The 18106-nt window shown below is 73.4% G+C and carries 16 protein-coding genes; 9 read left to right on the top strand and 7 right to left on the bottom strand.

The genetic code is table 11. From position 1 onward, the window contains the following. Nucleotides 1–5: 5 nt before the first annotated feature. A complete protein-coding gene (locus OG299_RS34165) occupies nucleotides 6–467 on the bottom strand; it encodes a nitroreductase family deazaflavin-dependent oxidoreductase (RefSeq protein WP_266631910.1) in 462 nt (153 codons plus the stop codon). A gap of 150 nt (nucleotides 468–617) precedes the next feature. On the opposite strand from OG299_RS34165, the gene OG299_RS34170 reads away from it, so the two are divergent. Then, complete coding sequence (locus OG299_RS34170; protein ID WP_327363571.1) at nucleotides 618–1004, top strand: VOC family protein; 387 nt, start codon at nucleotides 618–620, stop codon at nucleotides 1002–1004. Between the two features lie 17 nt (nucleotides 1005–1021). On the opposite strand, the gene OG299_RS34175 is transcribed toward OG299_RS34170, so the two are convergent. Next, entirely contained in the window at nucleotides 1022–2881 is a 1860-nt protein-coding gene (locus tag OG299_RS34175) for a serine hydrolase domain-containing protein (RefSeq protein WP_442817553.1), read from the bottom strand. Between the two features lie 145 nt (nucleotides 2882–3026). Between OG299_RS34175 and OG299_RS34180 the strand changes: the two genes are divergently transcribed. The 4 genes from OG299_RS34180 (at nucleotide 3027) to OG299_RS34195 (ending at nucleotide 8113) form a co-directional block, all read left to right on the top strand. After that, the gene (locus OG299_RS34180) at nucleotides 3027–4133 is read left to right on the top strand and encodes an NAD(P)H-dependent flavin oxidoreductase (RefSeq protein WP_327363572.1); all 1107 of its coding nucleotides are present in this window, start codon (nucleotides 3027–3029) and stop codon (nucleotides 4131–4133) included. Nucleotides 4134–4147: 14 nt separating this feature from the next. Next, entirely contained in the window at nucleotides 4148–5737 is a 1590-nt protein-coding gene (locus tag OG299_RS34185; protein WP_327363573.1) for an acyl-CoA synthetase, read from the top strand. A gap of 208 nt (nucleotides 5738–5945) precedes the next feature. Continuing rightward, nucleotides 5946–6986: a hypothetical protein gene (locus OG299_RS34190; protein WP_327363574.1), complete on the top strand. Its 1041-nt coding sequence runs from the start codon at nucleotides 5946–5948 to the stop codon at nucleotides 6984–6986. Next, complete coding sequence (locus OG299_RS34195; RefSeq protein ID WP_327363575.1) at nucleotides 6983–8113, top strand: calcium:cation antiporter; 1131 nt, start codon at nucleotides 6983–6985, stop codon at nucleotides 8111–8113. Before OG299_RS34190 ends, OG299_RS34195 begins: the two co-directional genes overlap by 4 nt. Nucleotides 8114–8163: 50 nt before the next feature. Here the strand turns inward: OG299_RS34195 and OG299_RS34200 are convergent, their stop codons facing one another. Continuing rightward, nucleotides 8164–10665, bottom strand: coding sequence for a penicillin acylase family protein (locus OG299_RS34200; protein WP_327363576.1), 2502 nt, complete (start codon nucleotides 10663–10665; stop codon nucleotides 8164–8166). A gap of 164 nt (nucleotides 10666–10829) precedes the next feature. On the opposite strand from OG299_RS34200, the gene OG299_RS34205 reads away from it, so the two are divergent. Further along, nucleotides 10830–12380, top strand: a complete 1551-nt coding sequence (locus OG299_RS34205; RefSeq protein ID WP_327363577.1) for a fatty acyl-CoA synthetase — start codon at nucleotides 10830–10832, stop codon at nucleotides 12378–12380. A 16-nt stretch (nucleotides 12381–12396) separates the two neighbouring features. Here OG299_RS34205 and OG299_RS34210 read toward each other — a convergent pair whose 3' ends face one another. The 3 genes from OG299_RS34210 to OG299_RS34220 form a co-directional block, all read right to left on the bottom strand. Next, nucleotides 12397–13218, bottom strand: coding sequence for a YhjD/YihY/BrkB family envelope integrity protein (locus OG299_RS34210; RefSeq protein WP_327363578.1), 822 nt, complete (start codon nucleotides 13216–13218; stop codon nucleotides 12397–12399). A 104-nt stretch (nucleotides 13219–13322) separates the two neighbouring features. Then, nucleotides 13323–13529, bottom strand: coding sequence for a tautomerase family protein (locus OG299_RS34215; RefSeq protein ID WP_327363579.1), 207 nt, complete (start codon nucleotides 13527–13529; stop codon nucleotides 13323–13325). Between the two features lie 59 nt (nucleotides 13530–13588). Beyond that, nucleotides 13589–14338, bottom strand: a complete 750-nt coding sequence (locus OG299_RS34220) for an SDR family NAD(P)-dependent oxidoreductase (protein ID WP_266631922.1) — start codon at nucleotides 14336–14338, stop codon at nucleotides 13589–13591. A 149-nt stretch (nucleotides 14339–14487) separates the two neighbouring features. Between OG299_RS34220 and OG299_RS34225 the strand changes: the two genes are divergently transcribed. Beyond that, the gene (locus tag OG299_RS34225) at nucleotides 14488–15438 is read left to right on the top strand and encodes a LysR family transcriptional regulator (protein WP_266631923.1); all 951 of its coding nucleotides are present in this window, start codon (nucleotides 14488–14490) and stop codon (nucleotides 15436–15438) included. On the opposite strand, the gene paaK is transcribed toward OG299_RS34225, so the two are convergent. Continuing rightward, nucleotides 15404–16705 (bottom strand): phenylacetate--CoA ligase PaaK, encoded by a 1302-nt coding sequence (paaK, locus tag OG299_RS34230; RefSeq protein WP_327363580.1) that lies wholly within the window; start codon nucleotides 16703–16705, stop codon nucleotides 15404–15406. The genes OG299_RS34225 and paaK overlap by 35 nt on opposite strands. A 123-nt stretch (nucleotides 16706–16828) precedes the next feature. On the opposite strand from paaK, the gene OG299_RS34235 reads away from it, so the two are divergent. Continuing rightward, the gene (locus OG299_RS34235; RefSeq protein ID WP_327363581.1) at nucleotides 16829–17692 is read left to right on the top strand and encodes an alpha/beta fold hydrolase; all 864 of its coding nucleotides are present in this window, start codon (nucleotides 16829–16831) and stop codon (nucleotides 17690–17692) included. 134 nt (nucleotides 17693–17826) lie between these two features. Then, nucleotides 17827–18042, top strand: a complete 216-nt coding sequence (locus OG299_RS34240) for a hypothetical protein (protein ID WP_327363582.1) — start codon at nucleotides 17827–17829, stop codon at nucleotides 18040–18042. Nucleotides 18043–18106 lie beyond the last annotated feature (64 nt).

Consider the following 18106-nt stretch of genomic DNA (forward strand, 5'->3'; position numbering starts at 1 on the left):
CGCCGTTACGCGGCGGGGCCGACCGGCTCGATGACGACGATCGGGATCTCGCGGTCGGTCTTGCCCTGGTACTCGTCGTACGCGGGCCAGTGCTTCACCATCACGGGCCAGTACGCGGCGCGCTCCTCGGGCGTCGCGGTGCGGGCCGTGCCCTGGAGGACCTTCGGGCCGACCTGGACGCGGACCTCGGGGTGGGCCGTCAGGTTCTTGTACCAGAGCGGGTGCTCGTCGTCGCCGCCCTTGGAGGCGACGATGAGGTAGCGGCCGTCGCCCTCGCCGTAGATGAGCGGGGTGCGCACGGCGTTGCCGGAGACCCGCCCCACGGTGGTGAGCAGCAGGGTCTGGGTGCCGTTCCAGTCGTGCCCCTCGGCCCCGTTCGATGCGACGTACTGCTTGACGTGGTCGAGCTGCCAGGTGCCCGGCTTGGGGTCCTTCGGGTGGTCCCAGTCGATGTCGGTGTTCGCCATTGCCTCTACCTGCTTTCGCTGTCGTGCTGCGTGCGGGGGTTGAACAGCCAACGAAACTCAACGAACGTCAACGGCATGGGGCACGGCTTTTATGCCGCCGGGCCCCCTTGTTGACGGTCGCAGGGAGGGGCGCGGTTCTAGGATCGAGCCGTGATCGCCGAACTCCAGTGTGTGGTGTTGGACTGCTCCGATCCGCTGCGGCTTGCCGAGTTCTACCGGGCGGTGCTGGGTGGGACCGTCAACCGGCCGGACCCGCGGTGGTCGGTCGACGAGGAATGGGCGACGCTGCACGCCCCGTCGGGTCTCGTGCTCGCCTTCCAGCGGGTGGCGGACCACCGGCCGCCGCGCTGGCCGGACCCCGCCCACCCCCAGCAGTTCCACCTGGACTTCGGCGTGCCGGACCTGGACCGGGCGCAGGGGCGGGTGCTGGCCTGCGGTGCGACGCTGCTGGACGCCCGCGCAGACGCCGGCCGCGACGGCTGGCGCGTCTACGCGGACCCGGCGGGCCACCCCTTCTGTCTGGTCCGCCAGGCCTGACGTCCCCGCAGGGCCCCCTAGTCCGTCGCGCGGGTCCAGCCTGTGGCCTCGAGGCGGGAGGCGTCGGCGGGGCGGTCCTCCGCGAAGAGGAGGCGGGCCGGTTCCGCCACGCGTACGACGTCCACGTACACCCCGCGGCCGACGTAGCGGCCGGTCGCGGTGTGCCGGAAGCGCAAGTGCACCGGGCGCCCCGCCCATGCGGTGAGCGGGGCCTCGAGGCGGTGCCAGATGCGGCCGGACCAGCCGCCGACACTGCCCTGCGGCCACTGCTCGGGGGAGCCGCCCGTGGACCGCAGGGTGGTGAACGGCAGCGGCTCCCAGGTCTCCCCGTCGGCCGAGGCCTCCAGGTGGAGGGCGCCCTCGCCGGGCACGGTGTCCCACCAGACGGCGCAGCGCAGCCGGGCGGCGGCCGTGGCCGGGGTCAGCGGGGGCAGGGTGAGCGTGCCGGACCCGCCGGTCTCCATGCCCGAGTACCAGGCGGGGCCGCCGTGCTTCGTACGGACCGGGACGGCGCGGGCGAAGCGGTTGCCGACCGCGACCCGCGGCGCACTGCCGGCCCGCCAGGTGCGTACGGGGTGGACGGAGTTGCCGAGCAGGATCAGGAAGGAGTCGGTGGAGGGGTCCAGGACCAGGGAGGTGCCGGTGAAGCCGGTGTGCCCGGCGGAGTGCGGGGTGGCCATGGCCCCCATGTACCAGTGCTGGTAGAGCTCGAAGCCGAGGCCGTGGTCGTCGCCGGGGAAGGCGGTGTTGAAGTCGGTGAAGAGCAGCTCCACGGAGGCGGGGCGCAGGATGCGCTTGCCGGCGTAGGCGCCGCCGTCGAGGAGGGTGCGGGCGAGGACGGCCAGGTCCCAGGCCGTGCCGAAGACGCCGGCGTGGCCGGCGACGCCGCCGAGGGCGTAGGCGTTCTCGTCGTGGACCTCGCCCCAGACCAGCCCGCGGTCCAGGCCCGACCAGGGCGGCCGTTGCACCTCCGTGGCGGCGGTGATCCGGCGCCAGGAGAGCGGTGGGTTGTAACGAGTGCGGTGCATCCCGAGCGGAGCGGTGATCTCGTCCTGGAGCAGGAGATCCAGAGTGTGACCGGTGATCCGTTCCAGGAGCAGCTGTAGCGCTATGAGGTTCAGGTCCGAGTACCGGTACACCGTCCCGGGGGCCTCCTGCGGGCGCACGGCCCACAGCATCCTCAGCTGCCCCTCGCGTGTGGACTGCTGGTAGAACGGCGCCCAGGAGCGCAGCCCCGAGGTGTGCGTGAGCAACTGGCGGACCGTGATCAGCTCCTTGCCGCCGCCGGTGAACTCGGGCAGGTACCGGTCCACCGGAGCCTCCAGCTCCAGGTGCCCGCGCTCCATCTGCTGCACGGCCAGGAGCGAGGTGAACAGCTTCGTCAGCGACGCCAGGTCGAAGACGGTGTCCTCGGTCATCGGGATGCGCTGCGCCGCCGGGAACTCCCGGACCCGGTCGGTGCGGCCGTCGTAGTCGGCGTACCGGACCGCCTCGCCCATCGCGCGGTGCAGGGCGATCGTGCGGCCCCGGCCGGCGAGCACCACGGCCCCGGCGTAGTAAGGGTGTTCGGGGGAGGGGCCGAGGAACCGCCGGGCCTCGTCGGCCGCCGCCTCCAGGTGCTTCTCGACGAGTCCCGCCTGGCGTGCGGAGCCGTACCGCAGGCGCAGCCCCTGGAGTGCGCGCCGCTCGGCCGGATTGCCTGAGGCCCCCGCGGCCCCGGGCAGTGCGGCATGCAGGACGAGCACCCCGCCGAGCGCCAACAGCCGCGCCCCGAGCCGCCGCCGGCTCATCCCGCTCGCCGGCGTGCCCGCGCCCGGCGCTGCCGGCCCGCCCGGGCCGCCGCGGCGCGCCTCTTCGTCCCCCGTGTGCTCCTCCATCAGCGGCCTCCTGTTCGCCGAGTCGGCTTCCCGAAGTATCTGCCCGCCGGCACGGCGGGCCCCGCACCGACCGGCCCGCAAAGAATCTGACGATGCATCAGAAAACCTCTTCCCTCGGCCGCCGAGCTGCGGCATGCTGCCGCCCATGGAGACGGAGCTGAGCAAGAAACTGGGAGTCGAGCACGCCATCTTCGGCTTCACGCCCTTCCCGGCGGTCGCCGCGGCCATCACCCGCGCGGGTGGATTCGGCGTCCTCGGCGCCGTCCGCTACACCTCCCCCGACGACCTCAAACGCGACCTCGACTGGATGCAGGAGCACACCGACGGCAAGCCGTACGGCCTCGACGTCGTCATGCCCGCCAAGAAGGCCGTCGACGGCATCAGCGAGGCCGGCATCGAGGCGATGATCCCGGCCGGCCACCGAGAGTTCGTGCGCGACACCCTCGCCAAGCACCACGTCCCCGAGCTCGCCGAGGGCGAGGCCTCCGGCTGGCGGATCACCGGCTGGATGGAGCAGGTCGCCCGGGGCCAGCTCGACGTCGCCTTCGACTACCCCATCAAACTCCTGGCGAACGCCCTCGGTTCCCCGCCCGCCGACGTCATCGCGCGCGCCCACGACCACGGCGTCCTCGTCGCCGCCCTCGCCGGCAGCGCCAAGCACGCCCGCCGCCACGCCGAAGCCGGCATCGACATCGTCGTCGCCCAGGGCTACGAGGCCGGCGGCCACACCGGCGACATCGCCACCATGGTCCTGGTCCCCGAGATCGTCGAGGCCGTCGCCCCCCTCCCCGTCCTCGCCGCGGGCGGCATCGGCAGCGGCGAGCAGATCGCCGCCGGCCTGGCCCTCGGTGCCCAGGGCGCCTGGCTCGGCTCCCTCTGGCTCACCACCACCGAGGCGGACCTGCACTCCCGCGCGCTGACCGAGAAGCTCCTGGCCGCCGGATCCGGCGACACCGTCCGCTCCCGTGCCCTCACCGGCAAGCCCGCCCGTCAGCTCCGCACCGAGTGGACCGACGCCTGGGACGACCCGGACGGCCCCGGCGCGCTGCCGATGCCCCTGCAGGGGCTGCTGGTCGCCGAGGCCGTCTCCCGGATCCAGAAGTACGAGGTCCAGCCGCTGCTCGGTACGCCCGTCGGCCAGATCGTCGGCCGGATGACCGCCGAACGCAGTGTCCAGGCCGTCTTCGACGAGCTCACCAGCGGCTTCGAGCGCGCCATCGACCGCATCAACCGCATCGCCGGCCGGGCCTGAGAGGCGTGATCAGCATGAGCGACACGAGTGAGCAGCCCGCATGGGGGTCCCCCCGGACAGAGTCCGGGGGAGGATTTTGGGCGCAGGCCGCCGCCGACCCCGAGCGCACCGTCCTCGTCACCCCCGAGGGGGAGGAGTGGAGCGCCGGCCGGCTGCACGCCGACGTCAACCGCCTCGTCCACGGACTGCGCGCCGCCGGTCTGGAGCAGGGCGACGTCTTCGCGGTCGTCCTGCCCAACGGCGTCGAGTTCATCGCCGCCTACCTCGCCGCCTCCCAGGCCGGGTTCTACCTCGTCCCGGTCAACCACCACCTCGTCGGCCCCGAGATCGCCTGGATCGTCTCCGACTCCGGTGCCAAGGTCCTCATCGCCCACGAGCGCTTCGCCGAAGCCGCCACCGCCGCGGCCGACGAGGCGGGCCTGCCCGCGAGCCACCGCTATGCCGTCGGAGCGGTCGCGGGCTTCCGCCCGTACGACCGACTCCTCGGCGGACGGCCCGCGACACCGCCCGACGGGCGCACGCTCGGCTGGGTCATGAACTACACCTCCGGCACCACCGGGCGCCCGCGCGGCATCCGCCGCCCCCTGCCCGGCAAGCTCCCGGAGGAGACGCACCTCGGGGGCTTCCTCGGGATCTTCGGCATCCGCCCGTTCGACGGCAACGTCCACCTGGTGTGCTCGCCGCTCTACCACACCGCCGTCCTCCAATTCGCCGGAGCCGCCCTGCACATCGGGCACCCGCTGGTCCTGATGGACCGCTGGACCCCGCAGGAGATGCTGCGGCTCATCGACGGCCACGCGTGCACGCACACCCACATGGTCCCGACGCAGTTCCACCGGCTGCTCGCGCTCCCGCAGGAGACGAAGGACGCGTACGACGTCTCCTCGATGCGGCACGCGATCCACGGGGCCGCGCCCTGCCCGGACCACGTCAAGCGGGCGATGATCGACTGGTGGGGCACCTGCGTGGAGGAGTACTACGCGGCCAGCGAGGGCGGCGGCGCGTTCGCCACCGCCGAGGACTGGCTGAAGAAGCCCGGAACGGTCGGCAAGGCCTGGCCGATCAGCGAGCTCGCCATCTTCGACGACGACGGCAACCGGCTGCCGCCCGGCGAACTCGGCACCGTCTACCTGAAGATGAACACCGGCGGCTTCAGCTACCACAAGGACGAGGGCAAGACGAAGAAGAACCGCATCGGCGACTTCTTCACGGTGGGCGACCTCGGACTGATGGACGAGGAGGGGTACCTCTTCCTGCGCGACCGCAAGATCGACATGATCATCTCGGGCGGCGTGAACATCTACCCGGCCGAGATCGAGTCGGCCCTGCTCACCCATCCGGCGGTCGCCGACGCCGCCGCCTTCGGGATCCCGCACGCCGACTGGGGCGAGGAGGTGAAGGCGGTCATCGAACCGGCCGAGGGCTTCGTGGCCGGGGCCGCCCTCGCCGCGGAGATCCTGCACCACTGCGAGCGGCAGCTGGCCGGCTTCAAGCGGCCGAAGTCGGTCGACTTCATCGAGACGATGCCCCGCGACCCGAACGGCAAGCTGTACAAGCGCAGGCTGCGCGATCCGTACTGGGAGGGCCGCGAGCGCGCGGTGTGAGGTGCCTGCCCACGGGACCCGCGGTCCCGGGACCCGCCGTGGGCTGAACAGTGCAACCGTTCGGGCCGGCCGGGCTAACGGACGGCCGTGCCTCTGCGGGCGCGGGTGCGGTATTCGGTGAGATGGGCGGCGGGCCGGCCTGGTCCTTTCCATCTGCCCCCTCACCGCACCCCTCCGGCCGTACACGGCCCGGGGATGTGAGGAAACCATGAACGCGAGTACCACCTCCCGCCGCTCCCGGCACCGGGCCCTGGCCGTCGCGGCCCTCACGGCGGCGGCCGTCACCGGCCAGCTGCTGGTCATGTCCCCGCTGGCCCAGGCGGACGGAGACCGAGCGGCCGACGCGAGCTCCGCCGCCAGGAAGCTGCTGGACCCGCCGCCGGGCCTCGACGAGCTCGTTCGGGGCGAAGACCCCCGCCACGAGGACGGCCCGCCACCCGGGGGAGAGGAGTCGAAGCCGAGCGCGAAGCCGAAGCCGAAGGCCCCGCCGCACGGCGTACAGGAGTACACCAACGACGGGACCTTCGTACCCCCGCCGGGCGTGACCTCGGTGTTCATCCAGGCCTGGGGCGCGGGCGGTGGCGGCGCCGGTGGCGGTGGCGGCGGCAGCGGCACCAACGTCGGTTCCGGCGGCACCGGTGGCGGCGGCGGCGGTGGCCTCGCATGGTGCAGCATCCCGGTGAAGCCCGGGAAGTCGTACGTGGTCCTCGTCGGCGACGGCGGAACCGGCGGTACCGGTGGCGCCGGTGCCACGGGAGGAGGCCCCGGCGCAGCAGGCAACCCGGGCACTGCGGGCAGCGCCACCACCCTGGCCTCGCCCGGCGGAGACATCCTGGTCACCGCCGGCGGCGGTGGCGGCGGTGGCGGCGGCGGCGGTGGCGGGACCACCACCGACGGAGAGGACGGTACGCCCGGTACCGGCGGCACCGCCACCTGCCGCACCGGCGGTGTGACCCGACCCGGGGAGCCGGGCGGGCCCGGCGGCAGCGGCGGCGGTGTCGCGGACGGCATCATCGGCCTGCCCGACTTCGAGGGCCTCGGCGGGATCGGCGCGGCCGGTGGTGGCAGTGGCACCACGTCGGGCGGCAATGGCGGTTCGTCGACTCGCAGTGGCGACGGTACGCCGTCATCTTCTGGTAGTTCGCGCAGGCGTGCGGTGGCCGGCCGCGGATCCCGTAACGGGGCCCGCGGCCGGCCCGTACCGCCGATCGCGCAGCGGACCACGGCGCATGGCAGCGTGGGGGCATGAGTACGACAGCCGGCAGGTCTTTCGTCACCGACTGGACCGTAGTGGTCCCGGTCATCGCGCTCATCGCGCTCGTCTTCAGCTGGGGACGCGATCTGCCCGGGTTCGCCGTGGCCCTGGTCGCCCTGTGCCTCGGGGGCGCGGTGCTGGCGGCCGTCCACCATGCCGAGGTCGTCGCCCACCGGGTGGGCGAACCCCTCGGCTCGCTCGTCCTGGCCGTCGCCGTCACCGTCATCGAAGTGGCCCTCATCGTCACCCTGATGGCCGACGGCGGCGACAAGACCGCCTCGCTCGCCAGGGACACCGTCTTCGCCGCCGTGATGATCACCTGCAACGGCATCGTCGGCCTGTCCCTGCTCGTCGGCGCCCTGCGCAACCGGGTCGCCGTCTTCAACGCCGAGGGTTCCGGTGCGGCGCTGGCCACCGTGGCGACCCTGGCCACCCTCAGCCTGGTCCTGCCGACGTTCACCACCAGCAAGCCGGGACCGGAGTTCTCCACCGCGCAACTGGTCTTCGCCGCCGTCGCCTCGCTCGCCCTGTACGGGCTGTTCATCGCCGTCCAGACGGTCCGCCATCGGGACTATTTCCTGCCGGTCGCCACCGAGGCGGGTACGAAGAAGGCCGACGGCTCCGGCGATGGCTCCGGCGACGGGGAGCACGCCGCGCCGCCCACCGCCCGCGCCGCGCTGGTCAGCCTCGGCCTGCTGCTGGTCGCCCTCGTCGCCGTGGTCGGCGACGCCAAGGCCGTCTCGCCCACCATCGAGACGGGCGTCGCCAAAGCGGGCCTGCCCAACGCCGTCGTCGGTGTGATCATCGCCCTGCTGGTGCTCGCCCCCGAGACCCTCGCCGCCGTCCGCGCCGCCCGCCGCGACCGCGTCCAGACCAGCCTCAACCTGGCCTACGGCTCCGCCATCGCCAGCATCGGCCTGACCATCCCGGCCATCGCCCTCGCCACCATCTGGCTGTCGGGCCCGCTGCTGCTGGGCCTCGGGCCGATCCACATGGTGCTGCTCGCCCTGACCGTCGTCGTCAGCTCCCTCACCATCGCGCCCGGCCGCGCCACGCTGCTCCAGGGCGGCGTCCACCTCGTGCTGCTGGCCGCGTACCTGTTCCTCGCCGTCAGCCCCTGAGCACCCCGGCGGGGCCGGAACGGTCCGGCCCCGCCGAGAACGGACGGAGGTCAGCGGCGCTCGCGCGGCCAGACCACCTTGAGCTGCGGCGAGGTGAGGATGTCCCGCTCGCAGAACCGCGAGGTCACCCACCGCTCCTGGGAGAACAGCCGGGTCTGGTCGGCGTAGTACGGCGAGGCCGGGTTCGACGACTGGCCGTACGTCAGCAGTGTGCGCGCCACCGGGCAGCGGCCGCCGTCCCAGCCGACCGCCTGGATGTGGCTGGAGCCGTGCACGACCTCCGGATAGCCCCCGGCGGCCGCGTTCCACGGCGCCTCGATCTTGTTCCACACGCCCAGTGCCTCGGTGCCGCCCGGCACCGGCAGCTTCTGCCCGCCGCGCACCACGAACTGGTGCGCGCCGAGCGGCGCGTCCAGGGCGATGCCCGCCGCCGTCAGCTCGGCCACCGTGTCCGCGAGGGCCCGTCCGATCCCGGGCGCCGCCTGGTTGAGCGTACGAGGGGTGCGTACGGGGTCGGCCGCAGAGAACGGCACCAGCCACAGGTCCTTGGCCGCCGTGCCCGCCGTCAGCTTGCGCCAGAACCGGTCGAAGAGCAGCGCGCCACGGCTGCCGGTGTCGGCCGTACGGTCCCAGCCCGCCAGTACCGCGCAGGCCGCCGAGACGTCCACCGGCCGGCCGTCGCTCGCGGTGGCCGCGCCGCCGGGCAGGGCGGCGCAGGCCTTCGCCGCGTCGGCCGCGGCCAGGTCGCCGGCCGGGACCCGGTTCGCGAACTGCTGCTCCTGCAGGTCCGCCACGGTCAGCCCGCCCTTGGCGGCCATCGCCGCCACGTCCTGCACCGCGCCCCGGGTCCGCAGCGAACGCGTGGTGCCGAGGCTGCCCCAGATCCGCTCGTACCCGGTCAGCGGCCGGTCGGCATTGGCCAGCCAGGCGCTGTCGTTGGAGTTCTCGGCGTACGGGGCGTCGCGCAGCGTCGGCGCCTTCCCCGGGCCGAACACCCCCGGCTGCACCGCGTCCGGGTCCGAGCCGAGCGCGCAGTCGCCGCGCGCGCCGTCGAGGACCGCGAGCCCGGACGCCGGGTACGTGGCCCGGCCGAGCGGCGTGGAGCAGCGGGCGGCGAGCTCGTCGGTGATCCGGGGGAGCACCTGGGACTGGGTGAACAGCGTCCCGCCGGCGGAGTCCGCGGCGACCGTGTTGACCCAGGGCAGGCCCTGCGTGCGCTGCAGCGCGTCCTGGATCCCGGCGACCGTGCGGGCCTTGCCCATGGCGAGGGCGGTGTCGGAGCCGCGCAGGTTCGCGGCGTTCGGGTCGTTCAGGGCGTACGCCGTGCCGGCCGTCCAGGGCAGCGGCAGGCCCGGGCCGAGGCCGGTGATCACGGGCCCGTAGCGGGTCCACCACTGGGTGCGGGTGACGGGATCGCCGCCCGCCACCGGGACGCTGACCGTCCGCCGCGTCATCTTCTCCGGCGTGCCGTCGACCAGATAGGCGGTCGGGTCGGCCGGGTCCAGGGTGAGCTGGTGCAGGTTGACGGGGGTGCCGGTGGCCACGGTGTGGCTCCAGGCCACCTTCTCGTTGAAGCCGATGTTGACCACGGCGGTGCCCAGCAGGGAGCCGCCGGAGACGTTCAGCTCGCCGGGTATGGTCTGCTGCGACTGCCAGAACCGGCGGCCGCCCTGCCAGGGGTAGTGCGGGTTCCCGAGCAGCAGGCCGCTCCCGCTCGCGGTGGTGGATCCGCTGAACGCCACGGCGTTGGAGCCCATGTCGTAGCGGCCCGTGTCGAAGAAGGCCCGCGCGGCCTCGGCGGCTGCCGCCGGGTCGGCCGCGGCCGCAGGATCCGTACGGGCGACCCCGTCGGCCGCGGACTCCGTACGGGCGGCGGCCGCCGGGCCGGACGCCGCCCGGCCCGGCGGCTGCGCCGCGGCGATGTCGTCGACGGCGCGCCCCTGGCCGCCGAGCACGGAGACGGCGAAGCCCCGGGAGGCCACGTCGAGGACGGTGACCGGGCGCACCCATGCGGCGCCCTTGCAGGCCGGGTCGGTGATCTTGTTCTGGGCGAGCCAGGCGTTGTACCCGGCGGCCCAGCCGCGCATCAGCTCCTTGAGGTCCCGGGTGGGGCCGGCCGGGGCGGGCGTGGCGAGGAGCTTCTCGACGGTGCCGGACTCCCGGACCCCCTTGAAGTACAGGTCGCTGGTGAGGTTCTTGCTCGCGGAGGAGAGCGAGCCGTCGGGCGCCGCGTCGGCTCCGAACCGGCGCGAGCGCTCGCCGGCCACGGTCACGAACCCGTCGGCGAGCACACAGACCTGGTCGGCGGCCTGGGCCCAGCCGGTGCCGAAGCCGAGGTGCGCGTAGTCCTGGGCCAGGATGTGGGGGATGCCGTTCTCGGTGTACCGGATGACGGCGGACAGGCCGCCGCCGGAGGGCCCGTGGTCGGCGGCGGCCGTCGCGGCCGAGGCCTGTGGCACCGCTGCCGTGACGGCGAGCAGGGCGGCGCCGGTGAGCGCGGCGCGCCGGAGCAGCGGGCGGGTGCGGCAGTATCCATCAAGAAAGCGCAACATGCCTCCCAAGTAGCCTGCGGATGGGCGTGGTTGCCCGTGGAACAGGCGGTGCTTGCGTGCCCCCACACTCATGCAGGCGGCCTGATGATCTGTCAACATCCCGTTCGGTACCCCGGTTGTGCCGGTTCTTGACCCCGGCCGTCGGCGGAGACGAGGATCACGCCATGACGGCAGCGCAGACGGTGCAGGCAGGGCAGGCCGGGGAGCCGGTGCGGCAGAACACGGTCGACGGGCTGGTGCGCGACAGCGCGCTGCGGGTCCCCGACCGGGTGGCCGTCCGCTACGGCGGTCGGACCTGGACGTACGCGGAGCTCGACGCCGCCGTCTCCACCGGCGCCGCCGTCCTGCGGGAGCGGTACGGGCTGGCCGCCGGCGACCGGGTCGCGACCTTCGCCCACAACTCCGACGCCTACCTGCTCGCCTTCCTCGCCTGCGCCCGGGCCGGGCTCACCCACGTCCCGGTCAACCAGAACCTCACCGGCGAGGACCTCGCGTACATCCTGGACGACTGCACGAGCGCGCTGGTCCTCGCCGACCCGGACCTCGCCGCGCGGATCCCCGGGGGCCGTGCCGTACGGGCGCTGCGCGACGCGCCCGGCTCCTTCCTGGCGGAGCTCGCCGGTCCGCTGCCCTTCGCGGCGGACCGCGATCCCGACGCCGTGGTGCAGCTGCTCTACACCTCGGGGACCACGGCGCTGCCCAAGGGCGCGGTGATGACGCACAAGGCGCTGGTCCACGAGTACGAGAGCGCGATCGAGGCACTGGACCTGGCCGAGGGGGACCGGCCGGTGCACTCGCTGCCGCTCTACCACTCGGCGCAGATGCACGTCTTCCTGCTGCCGTACCTGGCGGTGGGCGCGCAGAACACGATCCTGGACGCGCCGGTCGCGGAGACGATCTTCGACCTGGTGGAGGCGGGGCGGGCCGACAGCCTCTTCGCACCGCCCACGGTGTGGATCGGGCTCGCGGGCCACCCCGACTTCGGGCGGCGGGAGCTGGGCGCGCTGCGCAAGGCGTACTACGGGGCCTCGATCATGCCGGTGCCCGTCCTGGAGCGGCTGCGGGCGCGGCTGCCCGGGCTCGGCTTCTACAACTGCTTCGGGCAGAGCGAGATCGGGCCGCTGGCCACCGTCCTTCGACCGGACGAGCACGAGGGCCGGATGGACTCCTGCGGCCGGCCGGTCCGCCACGTCGAGGCGAAGGTCGTCGACGAGGACGGCGCGGACGTGCCGGACGGCACGGCGGGCGAGGTGGTGTACCGCTCGCCCCAGCTCTGCCTGGGCTACTGGAACGACCCCGAGGCGACGAACAAGGCCTTCCGGGACGGCTGGTTCCGCTCCGGGGACCTCGCGGTGCGCGATGCGCAGGGCTACTTCACGGTCGTCGACCGGGTGAAGGACGTCATCAACTCGGGCGGCGTGCTGGTGGCCTCCCGGCAGGTCGAGGACGCGCTGTACACCCATCCGGGGGTGGCCGAGGCGGCGGTGGTGGGCCTGCCCGACGAGCGGTGGATCGAGGCCGTCACGGCGGTCGTGGTGCCGCGCGGCGAGGTGACGGAGGCGGAGCTGCTGGCGTACGCCCGGGAGAAGCTGGCCGGCTTCAAGGCCCCGAAGCGGGTCCTGTTCGTGGACGCCCTCCCGCGCAACGCCAGCGGCAAGATCCTCAAGCGCGAACTCCGGGACCGGTTCGGGCAGGACGACCGGCGGGGCGGGTAGACCCGGCCGCAGGGCGTCACTCGGGCGGCAGCCCGGTGTCGTGGAGGCGCCGGAGGGTGAGGTGTTCGTGGACCATGCGGCCGACGAGGGCGCCGCCGTAGACGACGAAGCCGACGCCGACCAGCCAGGACTGGACGACCAGCAGCGTGCCGAAGGGGCCGTAGGTGACGGCGTTCGACGCGATCAGCGGGGAGAACACCAGCTGGGAGAAGACCCGCAGGCCGAGCAGGCCCAGGCTGGTCGCCACCGCCCCCGGCAGCAGGGCCCGCCAGCGGACCCGGCCGCCGAGCAGCAGCCGCTGGGAGCCCCAGAAGAACGCGCAGGTGCCGACGAGGTCGCCGGTGGTGCCGAGGATCGTGCCGGTCGCGTCGTTCGACGGCGCGGGGATCTCGACGAGCAGCCCGAGGTAGCAGACCAGCAGCGCGAGCCACACGACGTGCCGCCACATGGTGTGCCAGCGGGCGGTGGGCAGGTCCCAGACCTTCTCGTACCCGGTCTGCACGGCCGAGCCGAAGGTCAGGCCGAAGACGGCGAGGGCCGCGAGCCCGAAGGCCGTGGTCCGCTCGAGCGCCAGGTCGGCCGCGCCGAACAGCATCTCGACCCGGGCCCGCGAGGACTCGGTGACCCCGAGGGCCTGGCCGAGCCAGCGGCCGAAGCCGGAGCCGCTGCCGGGGGCGGCGGCCGCGACGACCACCAGCAGCGGCACCAGGGTCAGGAAGCCGAGGGCGGCGAAGCCCATGGCCCGGTGCATCAGCTCCATCTCCCGCCCCCGGCTCCACGCCAGCCCGGCCGGGGAGGCCTGGAGCCGGTCGTGGAGCTGTCGGAAGATCGAGGTCACGCCTCATGGACTACCCGGACGGACCCCCCGGCTCTCGGAGGCTCCCCCGAAGTAGGCCCGAAGGGGTGGTTTCGCGTGCCCGCGCGGCAGCTTGCGGGATGCGCTCAGCCCTTGGTGCGGCGGCGGTACTCCTCGGTCGGAACGCCCCCTACACCCCAGTCCTCCAAGTCGACCTCGTCGATGAGGACGAAGGTGGTGGCGGGGTCCTTGTCGAGGACCCGGACCAGGAGGTCGGTGACACCGGCGATGATCTCGGCCTTCTGGGCGGCGGTGGCGCCTTCGCGGGTGATCTTCACATTGACGTACGGCATGACGGGTCCTTCCGGGAAACCGGTGGGTCGGGCCGGGGTGGGGGCCGGGGTCGGCGGGGTCAGGAGCGGCCGGTGACGTGGCCGCCGTCCACGCGCAGGGCATGGCCCGTCACGAACTCGGCGTCCGCGAGGTAGAGGACCGCCTGCGAGATCTCGGAGACCTCGCCGACGCGGTTCAGCAGCGCGAGGCCTCCGAAGGAGTCCACGTCGGAGCCCGCATGCAGCGGCGTGCGGATGATGCCGGGCGACACGAGGTTGACCCGGATGCCGTCGGCCGCGAGTTCGGCGGCGAGGCTCGTGGTCAGCCCGTGCACACCGGCCTTGCTGACGACCGGCGCGGAGGCCGGGAAGCCGGCCAGTCCGTGGTCCACGAGGACGGTGCCGATGTTGACGACGCTGCCGCCGCGGCCCTGCTCGCGCGCGGCGCGCACGAAGGACTGGGTGGTGATGTACGTGCCCTTGAGGTTGTGGGTCAGGAAGCCGTCCAGCTCCTCCTCGGTGACCTCGGTGAAGGGCTTCGACGCGAAGGTGCCGGCGTTGTTCACGAGGACGTCGACACTGCCGAACCGGTCGAGCGCGGTACGGACGAGGGCCTCGCCGGTGGTGCGGTCGGCGATGGTGCCCGCGACCCAGGCGGTGCGCTCCGGGTGGCCGAGCCCGGCCGCCGCCTTGGCGAGCCGGTCGGCGTCTCGGCCGTTGAGGACGACGTTGGCGCCGTCGGCCAGGAAGGCGCGGGCGATGTCCAGGCCGATGCCGCTGGAGGAGCCGGTGATCAGGGCGGTGCGGGTGCGGGTGCTGGCGTAGGACATGGTTCTGCCTTTCGGGCTCAGTCGGTTCGGCCGGCCGGCCGGCGGTCGGTCCGGGCCGGTTGTGTCGTTCGTCGAGCGACACCCGAAACGTATGAGCCCCGAACTCATAACACCACGACGGAGTTTGAAGCATGTGATAATCCATCGTTATGGATGTGGACCTGCGCGACCTGGAACTTCTGGCCGCCACCGCCGATGCCGGATCGCTGACCGCGGCCGCCGAACGGCTCTTCGTGAGCCAGCCCGCCCTCAGCCAGCGGCTGACGCGGCTGGAGGACCGGCTGGGCATGCAGCTGTTCGACCGGCAGGGTCGCCGCCTCGTGCCCAATGCGGCCGGCCGCAGGATGCTGGTCGCAGCGCACCGGATCCTCGGCGAACTGGAGTCGGCCACCCGCGATCTGCGGGAGATGCGCGACGGCCGGGAGCGTCGGGTCCGCTTCGCCGCGCAATGCAGCACCACCTTCCAGTGGCTGCCTCCGGTGCTGCGCGCGTTCCGCGAACGCGAGCCCCGTGCCGAGGTGCGGATCGAGGCGGTTGCCGACGACGCTCCCATTCCGGCGCTGCTCGCCGATCTCGTCGACGTCGCGCTGGTCACCAAGCCGGACGTGCAGATGGACCGGGTGGAGCTGATCCCGCTGTTCGAGGACGAGATGGTGGCCGTCGTGCCGGCCGGGCACCCCTGGGCGTCCCGCAAGCACGTGACTGCCGCCGACTTCACCGGTGTCGACCTGGTCCTCTACGACGTCTACGACCAGAGCCGGATCCCGTCGTTCCCGCTGCCGCTTCCCCCCGGGGCCCGGCCCGGCCGGATCACCACCATGCCCCTGGTCACCGACCTGGTGATCGAGATGGCGGCCGGCGGCCAGGGCGTCGCGGTCCTGCCGAACTGGGTGGCCGCCCCGTACGCGGCCTCCCACGGCCTGGCGCTGGTCCGGATCGGAGCCCGGCCCCTGGCCCGCACCTGGTTCTGCGCCACCCGCCCCGGCCCCAGGCCGCCACACGTGGAGGCCTTCGTCGAAGAGCTCGTGGCCCGCCTCGGCCGTCCCGAGGCGGCTCTGCGGGCGGTTACCGAGCTTCTCGCAGGTCCACCAGCCGCTTGATCTTGCCCACCGAGCGCTCCAGCGTCTCCGGGTCGACCACCTCGACCCGCACGGACACCCCGACGCCCTCCTTGACCGCCCGGACCACGGCGGCGGCCGCCGACTCCCGCAGACCGGCGTCCGCCTCCCGGCGCGCCTCCACCCGTACGGTCAGGGCGTCCATCCGGCCCTCGCGGGTCAGGCGCAGCTGGAAGTGCGGCGCCAGGCCGGGCGTGCGGAGCAGGACCTCCTCGATCTGCGTCGGGAAGAGGTTGACCCCGCGCAGGATGATCATGTCGTCGCTGCGGCCGGTCACCTTCTCCATCCGCCGGAAGGCCGGACGTGCCGTACCGGGCAGCAGCCGGGTCAGATCCCGGGTCCGGTAGCGGATGATGGGCATGGCCTCCTTGGTGAGGGAGGTGAACACCAGCTCCCCGGACTCGCCCTCCGGCAGCACCTCGCCGGTGAACGGGTCGACGACCTCCGGATAGAAGTGGTCCTCCCAGATGTGCAGGCCGTCCTTGGTCTCCACGCACTCCTGCGCCACGCCCGGGCCGATCACCTCGGACAGCCCGTATATGTCCACCGCGTCGATGTCGAGCCGCTGTTCGATCTCCCGGCGCATCTCCTCGGTCCACGGCTCCGCGCCGAAGATGCCCGTACGGAGCGAGGTGCTGCGCGGGTCGATCCCCTGGCGCTCCATCTCGTCCAGCAGCGTGAGCATGTACGAGGGCGTCACCATGATCACCTCCGGCCGGAAGTCCTGGATCAGCCGGACCTGGCGGTCGGTCATCCCGCCGGACGCCGGGACGACCGTACAGCCGAGCCGCTCCGCGCCGTAGTGCGCGCCGAGGCCGCCGGTGAACAGGCCGTACCCGTACGCGATGTGCACGATCTGGCCCGGTCTGCCGCCCGCCGCCCGGATGGACCGGGCCACCACGTCCGCCCAGGTGGAGAGGTCCCCGTCGGTGTACCCGACGACGGTGGGGCGGCCGGTGGTGCCGCTGGAGGCGTGGATGCGGCGCACCTCGGAGCGGGGCACGGCGAACATGCCGAAGGGGTACTGGTCGCGCAGGTCGGCCTTGGTGGTGAAGGGGAAGAGGGAGAGATCGGCGAGGGAGCGGCAGTCGTCGGGGTGCACGCCGGCCTTGTCGAAGGCCTGCCGGTAGTGGGGCACCCGCTCGTAGGCACGGCTCAGCGTGGTACGCAGTCGCTTCAGCTGGAGCGCGGCGAGCTCGTCGCTGCTCAGCCGCTCGCTGTCGTCGTGGACATCCGCATGCGCCGTCATGCCGTCACCCCATCGTGAGCCGTGAGCCGTGAGCCAACAAACCGACCGATCATTCGGTAGATTGCCCCAGCTCCGCGACTAAATCAATGACTCGAACGAGTGATCGCATGGTGAGATGGGCGCATGTCGATCTTCACTTCCCATGACGGCACCGAACTCGCCTACCACGTCCGGGGAGAGGGCGAGCCGCTCGTCTGCCTCCCGGGCGGCGCCATGCGGGCCTCCGCGTACCTGGGCGACCTCGGCGGGCTGACCGCCGGACGCCGGCTGATCCTCCTCGACCTGCGGGGCACGGGCGACTCGGCGATACCGGCGGACGAGTCCACGTACCGGGTCGACCACCAGGTCGCCGACGTCGAGGCGCTGCGGGTCCACCTCGGCCTCGAGCGCATGGACGTGCTGGCCCACTCGGCCAGCGGCAACCTCGCCCAGCTGTACGCGGCCGTCCACCCCGAGCGGGTGCGGCGCCTGGTCCTGGTCACCCCGACCTGCTGGGCCGTGGGCCTCGACTCGACCCCGGAGCAGCGCCTGGAGGTGGTCCGGAAGCGCTCGGGCAGCGAGCCCTACGACACGGCCATCGCCGCCTACGAACGGATCCAGGGGATCATGGCGGCCGGTGGCACCCCCGCCCCCGCGGACTGGCGCCAGGCCATGCCGCTCGCGTACGGGCGCTGGAACGACGAGGTGCGCGCCCACCTCGACGCGAGCGACCGCGAGAAGAACGCGGTGGCGGCCGCCGCCTACGCGGGCCCCGGCGCCTTCGACCCGCCCGCCACCCGGGCCGGGCTCCGCCGTGTCGAGGGCGAGGTGCTGGTGCTGGCCGGGGAACTGGACAGCAACCCCACCCCCGCGCTTGCCGCCGAACTCGCGGGGCTCTTCCCGCACGGCGCCGTCGACGTCCAGGCGGGCGGCGCGCACTTCCCGTGGCTGGACGACCCGCAGTGGTTCGCGGCCCGGGTCGAGCGCTTCCTGGCCGAAGGGGTCTGAGCGCCGGGCAAGGGCGGCCGGGCCGGGCGGACCCCGGGCGGCCGCGCGGCCCGGGCGGCAGGCGGCCGCCCGGCCCGCGGCGTACGGTCGAGGGAGAGGCCCCCGCCGAAGAGGCGTGAAGGGAGGCGGCGGCGATGTCCGTCATCGACCCCGCGGTATCGGTACGGCTCGGCGCCGCCGGCGCCCGCCGCCTGGTCGGGCTGCTGGCCGAGGTGGCCCTCCTGCTGGAACACCCCGGCCCGGTGCGGCTCTCCGACGAGCAGGCCGACGTACTGGGCCAGGGCGCGGACCGCGACGAGCTCGCGTCCTGGGCCCGCAGCCTGGCGGCCGAACTGCGCACCCAGCTGTAGACGGGACCTGGGCGCGCGCCCTGCGAGGCCTGCCGGCCCCGCCCGCGGCCACGGCGCCCGGCCG

Origin of the sequence: Streptomyces sp. NBC_01296, assembly GCF_035984415.1 — a bacterium.
Classification (GTDB): Bacteria; Actinomycetota; Actinomycetes; order Streptomycetales; family Streptomycetaceae; genus Streptomyces.